Origin of the sequence: uncultured Parasphingorhabdus sp. (genome assembly GCF_963677535.2) — a bacterium.
Classification (GTDB): Bacteria; Pseudomonadota; Alphaproteobacteria; order Sphingomonadales; family Sphingomonadaceae; genus Parasphingorhabdus.
Map to the genome: position 1 here is coordinate 1,960,680 of NZ_CAXXUT010000003.1, position 13,022 is coordinate 1,973,701.

10 protein-coding genes are annotated in these 13,022 nt (G+C 59.5%); 2 read left to right on the forward strand and 8 right to left on the reverse strand.

Features of this window, described 5'->3' with window-relative positions; translation table 11 throughout:
• Positions 1 to 2 precede the first annotated feature (2 nt).
• The 7 genes from ACHZCJ_RS16525 to ACHZCJ_RS16555 form a co-directional block, all read right to left on the reverse strand.
• Positions 3 to 1,592 (reverse strand): GMC family oxidoreductase N-terminal domain-containing protein, encoded by a 1,590-nt coding sequence (locus ACHZCJ_RS16525; protein ID WP_321327672.1) that lies wholly within the window; start codon positions 1,590 to 1,592, stop codon positions 3 to 5.
• On the reverse strand, positions 1,526 to 2,491 hold the full coding sequence (locus tag ACHZCJ_RS16530; protein ID WP_321327673.1) for a sterol desaturase family protein: 966 nt from the start codon (positions 2,489 to 2,491) through the stop codon (positions 1,526 to 1,528). The genes ACHZCJ_RS16525 and ACHZCJ_RS16530 overlap by 67 nt, the downstream gene beginning before the upstream one ends.
• Positions 2,492 to 2,536: 45 nt before the next feature.
• On the reverse strand, positions 2,537 to 2,962 hold the full coding sequence (locus tag ACHZCJ_RS16535) for a TIGR01244 family sulfur transferase (protein ID WP_321327827.1): 426 nt from the start codon (positions 2,960 to 2,962) through the stop codon (positions 2,537 to 2,539).
• A 110-nt stretch (positions 2,963 to 3,072) separates the two neighbouring features.
• A complete protein-coding gene (gene recQ / locus ACHZCJ_RS16540) occupies positions 3,073 to 4,851 on the reverse strand; it encodes a DNA helicase RecQ (RefSeq protein WP_321327674.1) in 1,779 nt (592 codons plus the stop codon).
• Between the two features lie 79 nt (positions 4,852 to 4,930).
• Positions 4,931 to 6,739 carry an ABC transporter ATP-binding protein/permease gene (locus tag ACHZCJ_RS16545; protein WP_321327675.1) on the reverse strand — a complete coding sequence of 603 codons (1,809 nt, stop codon included), beginning with the start codon at positions 6,737 to 6,739 and terminating at the stop codon, positions 4,931 to 4,933.
• Between the two features lie 64 nt (positions 6,740 to 6,803).
• Positions 6,804 to 8,915 carry a TonB-dependent receptor plug domain-containing protein gene (locus ACHZCJ_RS16550; protein WP_321327828.1) on the reverse strand — a complete coding sequence of 704 codons (2,112 nt, stop codon included), beginning with the start codon at positions 8,913 to 8,915 and terminating at the stop codon, positions 6,804 to 6,806.
• Between the two features lie 171 nt (positions 8,916 to 9,086).
• Positions 9,087 to 9,356 (reverse strand): hypothetical protein, encoded by a 270-nt coding sequence (locus ACHZCJ_RS16555; RefSeq protein ID WP_159644020.1) that lies wholly within the window; start codon positions 9,354 to 9,356, stop codon positions 9,087 to 9,089.
• 81 nt (positions 9,357 to 9,437) lie between these two features.
• On the opposite strand from ACHZCJ_RS16555, the gene ACHZCJ_RS16560 reads away from it, so the two are divergent.
• A complete protein-coding gene (locus ACHZCJ_RS16560) occupies positions 9,438 to 10,250 on the forward strand; it encodes an SDR family oxidoreductase (RefSeq protein WP_321327677.1) in 813 nt (270 codons plus the stop codon).
• A 58-nt stretch (positions 10,251 to 10,308) separates the two neighbouring features.
• On the opposite strand, the gene ACHZCJ_RS16565 is transcribed toward ACHZCJ_RS16560, so the two are convergent.
• A complete protein-coding gene (locus ACHZCJ_RS16565) occupies positions 10,309 to 11,832 on the reverse strand; it encodes a fumarate hydratase (protein WP_159644016.1) in 1,524 nt (507 codons plus the stop codon).
• A gap of 257 nt (positions 11,833 to 12,089) precedes the next feature.
• Here ACHZCJ_RS16565 and ACHZCJ_RS16570 point away from each other — a divergent pair, with 257 nt between their 5' ends.
• Positions 12,090 to 12,977, forward strand: coding sequence for a DMT family transporter (locus ACHZCJ_RS16570; protein WP_159644014.1), 888 nt, complete (start codon positions 12,090 to 12,092; stop codon positions 12,975 to 12,977).
• Positions 12,978 to 13,022: the final 45 nt, after the last annotated feature.

Below are 13,022 nucleotides of genomic sequence, written 5' to 3' on the forward strand. Positions count from 1 at the left end.
GACTAGCCGGCCAGATCCGCCTTGATGATGTCCGCCGCCCGCTCGCCGATCATGATGCTCGGCGCGTTGGTATTGCCACTGATAATTTCCGGCATGATCGAGGCATCGGCGATATAGAGGCCTTCGAGTCCGCGGAATTTCAGTCTGGCATCGACCACCGCCGCATCATCACCACCCATGCGGCAGGTGCCGACGGGATGATAGACAGTGTCGGCGCGGTCGCGGATCAGCTTGTCGAGCGCCGCATCATTGTTGATATCTATCGGGTGCCGGTCGGTGGGCGAAAAATCGGTCAGCGGCGGGGTCTCCAATATCCGCTTCATATGCCGCACGCCCTTGCGTAGCGTCGCGATATCGCGGTTATCATCGAGAAAGTTCGGGTCGATGGCCGGCGGAGAAACGGGGTTCTGGTCGTTCAGCCTGACCGTTCCCTTGCTGTGCGGGCGCAGCACACAGGCATGGCAGCTGAAGCCGTGGCCCTTGACCGATTCTCGACCATGATCCTCGAGCATCGCGGGTACGAAGTGATACTGAATATCCGGAGCAGGGACGTCCGGACCGCTGCTCCAGAAACCGCCGGCTTCGGCATAAGGCGTGGTCATGATTCCGGTGCGCCTGACCCGGTGCTGCACAATTGCCTTGGCCATACGCACGGTGCCGGCGAGTGAATCGCCGATCAGCTCTTTTGACTCGGTCTTGTAGCCGGAAACAAAGTCGATATGGTCCTTCAGATTCTCACCGACTTCCGGCTTGTCCAGCACGACATCCACACCCTTGTCCTTCAGATGCGCCGCCGGACCGATGCCGGACAGTTGTAATATATGGGGCGACCCGAAGGCGCCGGCAGACAGGACGACGGCTGCGCGTGCATTGATCGTTTCGCCGCCGGACCCGCGCTTGATCTGCACGCCGGTCACGCGCCCGTCCTTGACAACCAGCTTTTCTACCAGCGACTTGGTCCTGATTGTCAGGTTCGGGCGCGAACGGGCAGGCTCGACATAGGCGCGGGCTGCGGACCAGCGTTCGCCGGCTTTCTGGGTCACCTGGTAGATGCCCATACCTTCCTGCCGCTCGCCATTGAAATCATCGAGAATAGGCAGCTGTAGATTGCGCGCCGCTTCGACAAAGGCGAGGCTCCCCGGATTGGGCCATTTCTGGTCGGAGACGGACAGCGGCCCATCGCCGCCATGAAATTTATCACCGCCGCGTTCATTGCCTTCCGATCGCTTGAAATAGGGGAGAACATCATCATAGGCCCAGCCATCGCAGCCCATGGCGGCCCAATTGTCATAGTCCCATTTGTTGCCGCGAATATAGATCATCGCATTGATCGCGCTCGATCCGCCAAGGCCGCGTCCGCGTGGCTGGTATCCTGTACGGCCGTTGAGCCCTTTTTGCGGGACTGTATCGAATCTCCAGTTGGCGTTTTTCAACAGGAAGGGCATCATCCCCGGCGTCTTGACGAGGAAATTATTGTTGCGGCCCCCGGCTTCGATAAGGCAGACCGTATGTTTGCCGTCTTCGCTCAGCCGTCCTGCGACTGCACTTCCTGCCGAACCGCCCCCGATGACGATGAAGTCAAATTCTGCCATGTAACTCTCTCCTGTTCTGCCCAGCGTGCCTTTATGGTCTCGCTGCTTTCTCTGGAGCCGTCATGGCTCCATCCGGGCGGTTTTATCAAATAGTTGATCTTGTAGCGCCACGGAGCGCTCCACAAATCCTTCGCAATGCCGATCCATTCATGGAAGGCGGCCCAGAACAGGTTGAAACTGTCGAGGTTCTTGATGATGCCATAGCGGATATTCTCGGCGTCGGTTTCCGGTTCATAGGTGCCGAACATCTTGTCCCAGATGATGAAGACGCCGGCATAGTTGCGATCCAGATAGCGGGGATTGGTTGCATGGTGCACGCGGTGGTGGGAAGGGGTGTTCATCACCGCTTCGAACCATTTCGGCATCCGGTCGATCGCCTCGGTGTGGATCCAATATTGATAGATCAGGTTCAGTCCCGACAGAAAGAATATCAGCGCCGGTGGAAAGCCCAGGTAAAAGAGCGGCATGGAGAAGAGAAAGCTGAGGGCAAAAAAGCCGGTCCAGGTCTGCCGCAAGGCCGTGGTCAGATTATAATGCTGGCTGCTGTGGTGGATCACATGCGCCGCCCAGAACCAGCGGACGCGATGCGCGGTGCGGTGGAACCAGTAATAGGTGAAATCGTCGAGGACGAAGGCCAGTGGCACGATCCACAGCGCATGGGGCCAGCCGAGCTGGATATCGAAAATGCGGTGCTCGTAAACCCACAGGCTCAGCGCCAGAACAAAGCCGCCGGTCAGGATCCCGGCAACCAGACTGCCGGTCCCCAGCGCCAGCGACGTGAAGGCATCTTTGGTTTCATAGCGAACCCGGACGTTTTTCCGGCTCCACCACCATTCTAGTGCAACGGTGATGACGAAAAAGGGAATCGCCCAGGTCGTCGGTGATGGCAGGTTCTCCATAACCGACTATTTACACCAATGTTAGTGACTGTCTAGCCTCTAGCGTCAGCTTCCGGCGGCCAGCGCATCAATCATCGCGCGGACCGGCGTAATATCATAGCCCGCATTGCCTGCGAGTCGAGCGATCTCGTCCGGTGCCACGCCCTGTTTTGCCTGCGCCAGCGCCCATAGCAGAGTCGAGCGGGTGCCCGAGCGGCAATAGGCGAGGGCCTTGTCCCCGTCGGCAAGCGCGGCAATCATCGCATCGACTTGCGGGCCGGAAAAGCCACTATGCGTGATCGGAATCGCGATATATTTCAGGCCGGCATCTCGCGCGGCCGCTTCGATATCGGTGCTTTGCGGGGCAGCCGGATCTTCGCCGTCGGGGCGGTTGTTGATGATCAGGCTGACGCCCTCGGCCTTGGCAGCGGCGACATCGTCCAGCGAGATTTGCGGCGATACGCTGAGATTGTCATTGATCTTGCGGAACATTTTCTGGGTCTCCTCTGTCGGAACATTGCTGTCGTTGGCGGTCGCCGTTGCCGCGCTACAGCCCGCCAGGACAATAGGTAATATAACGGAGGCCAGGTTGATATATCGTTTCATGCCGCTTCGGTCATTTCACGGATCACGGCCAGAAAGGCTTCACCATGTTTCTCCAGTTTGGCCGCACCGATGCCCGGCAGCTCGCCGAGCGCCGACAGGCTGCCCGGTTTCAGACCGGTCATATCCCGCAGCACGCTGTCGTGGAAGATGACATAAGGCGGGACGCCCAGTTCCTTGGCCAGTTCCATGCGCTTTGCCCGCAGTGCTTCGAACAGAGGATCGCCAAAGGGGTTTGGCGATGCCGTGCCCCCGCGCCGTTTGCGTGAGGCACGCTTGGGCGGTTCGACAATAGCAACTTCCTGTTCGCCCTTGAGTATCTTGCGCGCCTCGGGGCCGAACATCAGGCCGCCATGTTCGGTGTTGCGCAAAGCATCGCGGAGTAGCAGCGAGCGGGACACCGGCTTGATCAGCGCAGCTTCCTCTTCTCCGACAATATCGAAAACCGAAAGTTGGTCGTGGCCGCGCGAGAGGATTTTCTCATCCTGCCTGCCGGTGAGCACCGCTTCGAGATGGGTGACCCCGAAACTCTGGCCGGTGCGGTAAACGGCGGACAAGAATTTGCGTGCCAGTTCGGTGACATTGCGGGTCTTCGGAGCGTTCAGGCAATTGTCGCAATTGCCACATTGCTCCGGAGGATTTTCGCCGAAATGGCGGAGCAGCACGGCGCGCCGGCAACCCGGCGTTTCGACCAGACCGCCGAGCGCCGCCAGCCTCGTCCGTTCGCTCTCCAGCCGGGTTTCGTCAATTTCGCCCAGCCGCTGCCGCGCTCTGGCAAAATCTTCCGCACCCCAGAACATATGGGCCTCGGCCGGATCGCCATCGCGACCGGCACGGCCGGTTTCCTGATAATAGGCCTCGATCGATTTCGGTAGGCCGGCATGCGCGACAAAGCGCACATCCGGCTTGTCGATACCCATGCCAAAGGCAATGGTGGCGACCATCACCATATCTTCCGAAGCGACAAAATCATGCTGGTTCTGCTGGCGGACTTCCGGCGGCAGACCGGCGTGATAGGCGCGCGCGCTGCGTCCGGTGCTGGCGATTTGGCTGGCCATTTTCTCAGTTGCGGCGCGGGTCTGCGCATAGATTATGCCCGGTCCCGGGATGCGATCGACCAGATCGCCGACTTGCCGTGCAAGGCCGCTGCGCGGGCTCATGCTGTAGCGGATATTGGGCCGGTCGAAACCGGCAAGGATCAGCCCGTCCTGCTCGATGCCCAGCTGCACCAATATATCGTCACGCGTATGGGCGTCGGCGGTCGCGGTGAGTGCCAGCCGCGGCACCGACCCGAAATGGTCGAGCAACGGACGGAGCAGCCGGTAGTCGGGACGAAAATCATGCCCCCATTCGGACACGCAATGCGCTTCGTCGATGGCGAAGAGTGAAATATCGGTCTGTTCCAGCAATTCCCGGAAATGGGGCTGGGACGCGCGTTCGGGCGCGGCGTAGAGCAGGTCCAGCTCGCCAGCCCTTAGCCGGGCAATCGTCTCCGCGCGATTGTCGTCGGCGGAGGTGAGGGTGGCCGCCCGGATCCCGACCGCCTCGGCGCTGCGCAACTGGTCGTGCATCAGCGCGATCAGCGGCGAGATTACGATGGTGGTGCCACTCTTGGCGAGGGCGGGAAGTTGATAGCAAAGCGATTTTCCCGAGCCGGTCGGCATCACGGCAAGCGTGTTTCGCTTCGCCATCACCCGGTCCATCACTGGTTCCTGCATACCGCGAAAGCTGCTGTAGCCGAATGTCGATTTGAGCAGGGGAAGGAGCGCTTCGGTCATGGATCATTCCCTAGCCAGAGACGCCACCATGCGAAACCGCAAAATCGAAAATGACCGAAAATGGTATTTTGGCTGGCGGTCAGGCGGGTTCCCGCTGGTCCTCCGCCTGCCGCTTCCACATGTCCGCATAGAGCCCGCGCTTGACCAGCAACTGCCGGTGGCTGCCGCGTTCGGCGATCCGCCCTTCGTTGAGCACGATAATTTCGTCGGCATGGGTGATGGTCGATAGCCGGTGGGCGATGATCAATGTCGTCCGGCGCTCCGATATCTTGGCAAGCGTTGCCTGGATTTCGTCCTCGGTACGGCTGTCGAGCGCCGACGTGGCTTCGTCGAGGATCAGGATCGGCGGGTTTTTCAGCAATGTCCGCGCGATTGCGACGCGCTGTTTCTCGCCGCCGGACAGTTTCAGCCCGCGCTCGCCGACCTGTGTGTCATAGCCGTCCGGCAATTTGGCGATAAAGTCATCCAGAGCGGCGCCGCGCGCGGCGTCCTCGATCTCGATCTGGGTTGCCCCTTCGCGGCCATAGCCGATATTATAGCCGATGCTGTCGTTGAACAGCACGCTGTCCTGCGGAACAATGCCGATGGCGCCGCGCAGACTGTGCTGGGTGACTTCGGCTATATCCTGACCGTCGATCAATATCCGTCCGCCCTGCGGATCATAGAAACGGAACAGCAATCGCGCGATTGTCGATTTGCCGGCGCCGGACGGCCCGACAATGGCCAGCGTCCCGTCCGCCGGCACCTCGAAATCGAGCCCGTGCAATATCTGGCGATCATCGTCATAGTTGAACACGACATTTTTAAAGCGCACCGTGCCCTCGGAAATCTGCAGCGCCTTCGCGCCCGGCTTGTCGACGACTTCCTGCTTGGTATCGATTAGCTTGAACATCGCGTCCATGTCGACCAGGCCCTGACGGATGGTACGATAGACCATGCCGAGCAGGTCGAGCGGCCGGAACAGCTGCATCAGCAGGGCGTTAACCAGCACCAGGTCGCCGACCGTCAAATCGCCCTGTTGCCAGCCGTAGACGCTGAACGCCATCGCTCCGATCATCGTCAGATTAGTGATGATCGACTGGCCGATATTGAGCAGGCCGAGCGAATTTTCCGACTTTACTGCTGCCGCAGCCCAGTCTTTCATCGCCCTGTCATAGCGTTCGGCCTCGCGCTGTTCGGCGGTGAAATATTTGACCGTCTCGTAGTTCAGCAAGGCATCGACCGACCGGCCGATCACCCTTGTATCCATATCATTCATCTTCGCCCGCAGCGCGTTGCGCCAGTCGGTGACCTTGCGCGTGAAGATGATATAGATAGCGACCATCGCCATGGTCGCGGCGACCAGCCCGAAGCCGAATTTGATCTGGAAAATGATCAGCACTGCGGTCAGCTCGACGACCGTCGGGGCGATGTTGAACAGCAGGAAATAGAGCATGATATCAATGCTCTTGGTCCCGCGTTCGATGATCTTTGTGACCTCGCCGGTGCGGCGACCGAGATGGAAGCGCAGCGACAGGCTGTGGAGGTGCGTGAAGACATTGGTGGCAAGGCGGCGCGCGGCCTGCTGGCCGACCTTTTCGAACACGATATTGCGCAGATTGTCGAACATCACCTGGCCGAAGCGGGCGAATCCATAAGCCGCGACCAGGGCGAGCAGCACGGTCAGCTCGGTGCCGAGATCCTCGTCCGACATGCCGTCGATGACCGCCTTGTACAGAAACGGCATCGTCAGAACGGCGGCCTTGGCGCACAGCACCAGCAGGCCGGCGATGATGATACGCAACCGCAGCCCCGGCTCGCCCTTGGGCCAGAGATAGGGCAGGAACCGCTTGAGCGTAGGGATCATCGGCGGGTCGATCTGACCCTCGGTGGCATAATCGGGTGGCATGGGCCGGATGTAGGACCGACGGCGCCGAAAGTCTATCCGGCTATAAATTCACCAGCGCGGTGCGTCAGAAGCTGCCGCTGACCGTCAACCGGTAGATCAGGCCGAATTCGCGGCTGCGATCTTCGATAAAGGCGACCGGTCCGTTGCGCCGGCCTCTCATGAATCCGCGGTCCAGACCCCCCGGCTGCCCCAGAAGATCGCCAAAGGCGGTGCGGGTGAAATTCTCGGACCGACCGAACAGATTGCCGAGATTGGCCTGTACGGTCAGTCCAAACACATTCTTATGCTCGACAAATATCCAGCTATAGGGCGCGCCCGTGCGAAAGCGGGTGATCTGGTCCAGCCGCAGAAAATCCGAATAGCGGAAATCCTCGACACCGGCGCCCCATGCCCAGTTGCTGCCGGGAATATCGTGACGCAAAGTGGCTTCATAGGTGAATATCTTGTCGTCACTGATCCGCCGGTGGATGCCTGTCAGGGGATCGCGCAGCGAACTTTTGCGAAGCTCGCCTTCGACATCGAGCTTGGCGCCGTTCCAGCCGATGGGATCGAACAATATGCTGGTCACCATTTCCACGCCATAGCTGGTCGCGCTGTCGAGATTGCCGCGCGCCTCGGTGGTCGCCGTGATCGGGATGGAATCAACAATATCGCTGAATTTCTCGCCGTAAATGTTGACGGTCAGTGATCCCCATGGGCCCAGTTTCTGCGTCGCCTCCAGCTCCGCGCGCCAGCTTTGCGGCGGGACCAGTTCGGGATTTCCGGCATTGCCGTTATTCTGCGAAACATCGACCGACTGGACGAAGTCGAAGAAATTGAGCTGGCCGACCGACCTGTCAATTTTCAGGCTGATGTCGAGAGCCGGCTGCGGTCGCCATGCCAGCGATACGGACCCCTTCGGGCGAATGAACGACCGGCTCTGGCCCGCCGCGCCGCTCTGGCTGATCTTGCTATATTCGCCGCCCAATGTCGCCTGCAGCGTGAGCGTCTCCGTCAGCGGACGCCCATAGGAGCCAATGACTTCACCGCGATATTCGGTGACCTTGCTGTTGGCGTTGGTCAGCGCGACCGGCTGGAATATGCCCTGGTTGTCGAGCACCGCCAGGCTGCCTTGATTGTCGAGAAAATTATAGGCGCCTTCGACACTGACGCCCCAGTCGGTTCCGCCGGTCGTTTTCCAGCCATATTCGGCGCGCAGGATCGACTCGCCCTCGTCGGTCACCGTGTCAAAGCGGCTGCCGTTGGCGGGCGTGACGCCGTCGGTAAATGTCCGGCCGAAAAAATCGTTGACCGGGCTATGCTCGAACCGCTGCAAGCCGATCAGTTTCAGGCGGCCACTGCCAAGGTCGAACTCATAGTCGGCGCTCAATTCGGCATTCCACTCGTTCTCGCGGCTGGAATATAGTTCGGAAATGTCGGGTTGCCCGATTTGGCTGCGATCGGTGTCTACCGTCTCTCTGCGCCGAAACCATTGATAGGCGGCATTGGCATTGAATATCGATCCATTGTTGCCGGTCAGGCTATAGGAACCGCTTAGCTTCGGCTGGTCCTGACGATAGCGGGCGACTTCGTCGCGCTCGAACAACAGATTGTCGAAGCGGTCGGTGACCTGCTCCGGCCCCTCGACGCCGTTGCGGGCACCGTCATTCTCGATCGACAGAGTGAATTCGCCCTTGCCCAGCTTGCCGCTGATCGAGGCTTCGCCGGAAAACCAGTCGTTGCCCGAACGGCGCCACACCGGTTCCCATTTGAAATTACCGCGGAGCCGGCTGGATTCGCTGATATTGGTAACGAGATTGAGAACCTGGCCTGAAAGACCGGTAATGCTCAGCGTAGCGCCGTCAATAATCTCGATGCGCACGACATCGGCCGCCGAAATTCGGCCCAGATAGGTGAAGGCGTCGCTATTCTTGCCGGATATGCGCGCGCCATTGATCAGGACATTTTCGTCGGCCTGGCCAAGTCCGCGTTCGTCATCGTCACCGGTGTCGATGGTAAAGCCGGGCACCTGACGGACCATATCAAGCGCGGTCCGCGGATTGAAACGGGAAAACTGGCTTGCATCATAGATTTGTCGCCCGTTTTCCGCGCGGGGCTGAAGCGATGTCTGCGCTGGCGTCTGGGCTTGTGCGGCAACAGGGGTCAGCAATGACGAGATTGCCGTGGAGAGCGCCACAGCTGTCAAAAAAAATTGTCTGTCCTGCACCAGTCTCCCCCCCTCCGGGCCTCCGCTCTCGATGCAGCGCTGCTATGCCCGATTGGTTGCAGTCGATACCGGCTTTCGATAAACTACATTCGTAGTCGGATGAACAGCTTCTACTGTCCGGAGCAATAAACCATTTAAATTCTATGGTTTATGGAAGAACAGAACCCAGGCCGCCGCACAATTGGCGAGCGTGTAGACGAAATAGAAAATAACCGCGCTGAGCATTCCCATATTGGCGAAAATCATGGCTGCTGCGAGCATGAAAAATTCCAGAAAATAGCTGCCGTGGGGACCTAGAATTTTCCGGAAATTTCCACGCGCTTCGGCCATCAGCGGATGGCTGCTCTCGAGCATGGCCTTGTGCATCGCGAAATTGCCAACGCCGCACAGGAAGATGATAAAAATGTACATGGCTTCAATATAGGTCGTTTTGCTGTCATTGTCATTGGATCAGATAAACAAGCCTCCGGTCGAGAGGCGAGGGAGGATCATATGGACTTTGCAGGCAAGACAGCGGTCATCACCGGCGGAGCAACGGGCATCGGACTGGCGCTGGCCGGGCAGATGGGCGGTGCCGGGGCCCGGATCATCCTGTTCGAGCCGCGCGAGCATCGTTTGCAGGAAGCCGTCGCCGCGCTCGCTGCGGCGGGAATCGATGCGAAATATATGGTCGGAGATGTCACTAAACCGGAACAGGTTGAGGCGCTCGCGGATTTTGCCTGGGCGGAGAATGGACGCGGCGATATTATCGTCAACAATGCAGGAGTCAGCGGCGGGCGCAGCCGCGTGCTCGACATGGACATGGTCGAGGCGCGGGCGTTGTATGAGGTCAATTTCTGGGGTGTGTGGCATGGCATTGCCGCCTTTGGCAAACGCTACAAGGCGGATGGACTGCCGTCGGCAATCTATACCACCGGATCGGAGAACAGCCTGTTCAACGCCTTGCCGAAAACCGGCGGGGCCTATGTCTCGAGCAAACATGCCGTGCTCGGTCTGATGGACGTGTTGCAACGCGAGGCTCCGGACAATATTGAACTGGGGCTGATCATCCCCGGCTGGGTGAAGTCGGAATTGTCCGAGCTACAGGCTGATGAGGCGATGGACACCGACGAATTTGCCGCGACCATTTTCAAGCAGATGCAGGCCGGCGAATTTTATCTGGTCAGCCATCCCTATAATGTCGTGCGGATGGAAGAGCGCTGGACCGAAGTATATGGTGCCTTCGAAAAATATGCACCGCGCCATGAAGGCGATGACCGGATGGATGTCCAGCTATGGGTGGAGCGGATGCAGGCGGCGCGTTAAAACGGATTGCCGGCAGTCGCCCCAGCCTGGGCAGGGGCGACTCCCTAAACCCGCGGGGTCAGACGCCTTCGAGCAAACCTTCTTTCCTGATCTTCTCCTGCCACACCAGCGGCGCCAGATGGTGCACGCTCTGGCCTTCGGCATCGACCGCGACCGTGACCGGCATGTCCTGCACTTCGAATTCGTAGATCGCCTCCATGCCGAGCTCTTCAAAGCCGACGACCTTCGAGCCTTTGATGGCGCGGGACACCAGATAGGCGCTGCCGCCAACCGCCATCAGATAGGCGCTCTTGTGCTTCTTGATCGAACCGACCGTGTCCAGCCCGCGTTCGGCCTTGCCGACCATCGCCAGCAGGCCCTGTTCCAGCATCATGTCGGTGAACTTGTCCATCCGGGTCGCGGTGGTCGGGCCAGCCGGGCCCACCACTTCCTCGCCGACCGGATCGACGGGCCCGACATAATAGATGACGCGGCCTTTGAAATCGACTGGCAGCTCTTCGCCGGCTGCCAGCATATCCTTGATCTTCTTGTGTGCCGCATCGCGGCCGGTCAGCATCTTGCCATTGAGCAGCAGCCGGTCGCCATGTTTCCAGGTCGCGACTTCGGCGGCATCCAGCTGGTCGAGGTGCACGCGCTTCGCTTCTGAGGACGGCGTCCAGTTGACGTCCGGCCATTCGTCGAGCTTCGGCGCTTCGAGATAGGCCGGCCCACTGCCGTCGAGCGTGAAATGCGCGTGGCGGGTGGCGGCGCAATTGGGGATCATCGCGACCGGTTTGCCCGCCGCATGGCAAGGCCAGTCATTGATCTTGACGTCGAGGATGGTCGAGAGTCCGCCCAGTCCCTGCGCGCCGATGCCCAGCGCGTTGACCTTGTCGAAAATCTCGATCCGCATTTCCTCGATATCGTTGCGCGGACCGCGCTCCTTGAGCTGGCCCATGTCGATCGGGTCCATCAGGCTCTGCTTGGCCAGCAATACGGCGCGTTCCGCAGTGCCGCCAATGCCGATGCCGAGCATGCCCGGAGGACACCAGCCGGCGCCCATCTGCGGGATCATTTCCAGTACCCAGTCAACGATATTGTCGCTCGGGTTCATCATCTTGAACTTGGATTTATTCTCCGATCCGCCGCCCTTGGCCGCGACATCGACGGAGACCTTGTCGCCGGGCACCATTTCGACATGCAGCACGCTTGGCGTGTTGTCCTTGGTGTTGCGCCGGGTGAAGGCGGGATCGGCCAGGATCGAGGCGCGCAGCTTGTTCTCCGGATGGAGATAGGCGCGACGCACGCCTTCATCGACAATTTCCTGCATCGATTGCGATGTGTCATCCAGCCGGCAATCCATGCCCCATTTGACGAAGACATTGACGATGCCGGTATCCTGACAGATCGGCCGGTGGCCTTCGGCGCACATTTTCGAATTGGTCAGGATCTGGGCAATCGCATCCTTGGCAGCTGGCGATTTTTCCGCTTCATAGGCTTTGCCGAGTGCCCGTATATAATCCATCGGGTGATAGTAAGAGATGAATTGCAGCGCGTCTGCGACGCTCTCGATCAAATCGGCGGTCTTGATGGTCGTGGTCATGAATGCTCCAGAATATCGACGGAATGCGGTTGGACTGCCTTTAGGCCGATATGACCGGACCGGGCAAGTTTTTGTCGCTATGCTTTGCTTTGTGAATATAGACCCCGGATATCATGGGCGAACGGTGCCAGGCGGCTATCAATATGATGCAATATATAATCGGTTGCCGTTACACGCTGTGATTGCGGACGAGCCGATGAAGCGATACGGATGATCGAGCGGGAAATTTTATCGGTACACCAAGGAACCCCAAAGCTATGCGCGCGCGTGATTTCCTGCTTCTCATATTGATATGCCTGATCTGGGCTTCGAACAATGTCTTGAGCAAGATCATCGTCGATGACTGGGCGGTTCCGCCTGTATTCTATGCGGCGCTGCGCTTTGCGGTGGTGGCTCTGGTGATGCTGCCCTGGCTGCTGCCGATGCCCCGACCGGCCTGGCGCATCATTTTGATCGGCATGCTGATGGGGGGCGGCAATTTTGCGCTGCTGTTTATCGGCCTGCAGACGACCTCGCCGTCTTCGGCTGCCATCATCCTGCAGCTGGGGGTTCCGTTCACGCTGCTGCTGTCGGTTATCATGCTCGGCGAGCGAATTCACTGGCGGCGGGGAGCCGGCATTGCTCTGACTCTGCTAGGGGTGATGCTGGTTATATGGCGTCCGGAAGGATTGGCCCTGTCGACGGGCCTTTGGTTTGTGGCGGCCGCTGCCTTTGCCGGATCCGCCGGGGCGGTTCTGATGAAACGCGTAGACAATGTTACGCCATTCCGCTTTCAGGCCTGGGTCGGTCTGGTGTCGGTGATCATCCTGACCCTGAGCTCGGCGCTGTTCGAGCAGGGTCAATGGTCCGCCGCAATCGCTGTCGGCTGGCCTCTCGCCGCCGCCGTGCTGTTTACCGCCCTGATCGTTTCGGTCGGTGCGCATTCCGCTTATTATTCCCTGATCCGCCAATATGAAGCCAATCTTCTGGCGCCACTCACGCTGATAACGCCGCTGGCGACGATCGGATTGGGCGTCTGGATCACCAATGATGCGTTCGATCTGCGCATGGCGCTGGGCGCGGCGCTGGCGATTGGCGGGGTATTGATCGTGGCCCTCAGACCCAAACCGGCCACCGCATTGCTCGTCGATCGCGAACAGCGTTGAGATTCGGGAAGGCATTGGCAACGGTCCGTGTCTGACGCCTGTTTC